Below are 1,087 nucleotides of genomic sequence, written 5' to 3'. Positions count from 1 at the left end.
CGCGGTTTCGGATAATGAGTGCAATTTCCTAGTGAGGACGGCCAGCTGATATAGTTCGGTGCCATTTTCTCGCCAAAGGAAATAACACAATGAGCTATAAGCAGCTGACCGAAGGTGAACGATACCAAATTTACGCCATGAATTCAGTGGGTTGTAAACAAAATGAAATTGCAGAGCAGTTGGGACGGAGTCCATCAACAATAAGTCGAGAGCTGAAGCGTAATAAAGGCCTTCGTGGCTACAGGCCAGCTCAGGCCCAAAGGCTCAGTGATAATCGCAGAGCTTCGGCCCATAAGGCCATAAAGGTTACTGATGAAGTGAAGGTGTGGATCGAGCAGCTGATACGCCAGGAGCTGAGCCCTCAACAGGTGGTGGATTACCTGGAGAGGCACAAAAACCTGTCGTTACACCATGAGACGATTTACCAGCTTGTTTATGCCGACAAGGCTGAAGGCGGCGATCTTTACACGCATCTGAGGGTTGCATCAAAGCCGTACCGCAAGCGCTATGGGCACTACGACCGTCGCGGGAAGATCAAAAACCGCGTGGATATTGACGATCGACCACCCATTGTTGAACGTCGAAGCCGCATCGGGGATTGGGAGGGTGATACGGTCATGGGTAAAGGGCGCAAGAGCGCTTTGTTGACGATGGTTGAGCGCAAGACGCTATATACCGTTGTCGTTCGGTTAACCGGCAAGCGGGCTGACCTGCTTGCAAAGGCCGCCCTAGCCAGCATGGAAGACCTGAAATCGAAGGTCAAAACCATCACTTTCGATAACGGTCTGGAGTTTGCGGAACATGAGGAGATTGCCAGAGGGCTAGACGCTGATATTTACTTCGCACACCCGTATGCCTCATGGCAGCGTGGCACCAACGAAAATACGAATGGGCTTATCCGCCAGTATTTTCCCAAGGGAACTGACTTTAACGACGTCACGGATGATGAGGTACAAGCAGTAATGGATCGGCTGAACAATCGTCCCAGAAAGACAAGGGGCTGTCGATCACCAAACGAATTATTTATGGGGCAGCGAGTGGATTTGCTCGCTGCGTAACGGAATTGCAGTTATTACTTGAAACTGCG

At 50.7% G+C, this 1,087-nt stretch carries 1 protein-coding gene; it reads left to right on the top strand.

The features are described 5' to 3' along the window. Window positions 1-89 precede the first annotated feature (89 nt). Complete coding sequence (locus tag KOI40_RS18260) at window positions 90-1,058, top strand: IS30 family transposase (protein WP_216098979.1); 969 nt, start codon at window positions 90-92, stop codon at window positions 1,056-1,058. Window positions 1,059-1,087 lie beyond the last annotated feature (29 nt).

It is taken from the genome of Pseudomaricurvus albidus (assembly GCF_018863235.1).
GTDB lineage: Bacteria > Pseudomonadota > Gammaproteobacteria > Pseudomonadales > Cellvibrionaceae > Pseudomaricurvus > Pseudomaricurvus albidus.
This window is presented reverse-complemented; position numbering and strand designations above follow the sequence as displayed.

Bases quoted from the DNA above. Each gene is read 5' to 3' on its own strand.
- KOI40_RS18260 (WP_216098979.1), top strand. From the start codon at position 90: ATGAGCTATAAGCAGCTGACCGAAGGTGAACGATACCAAATTTACGCC.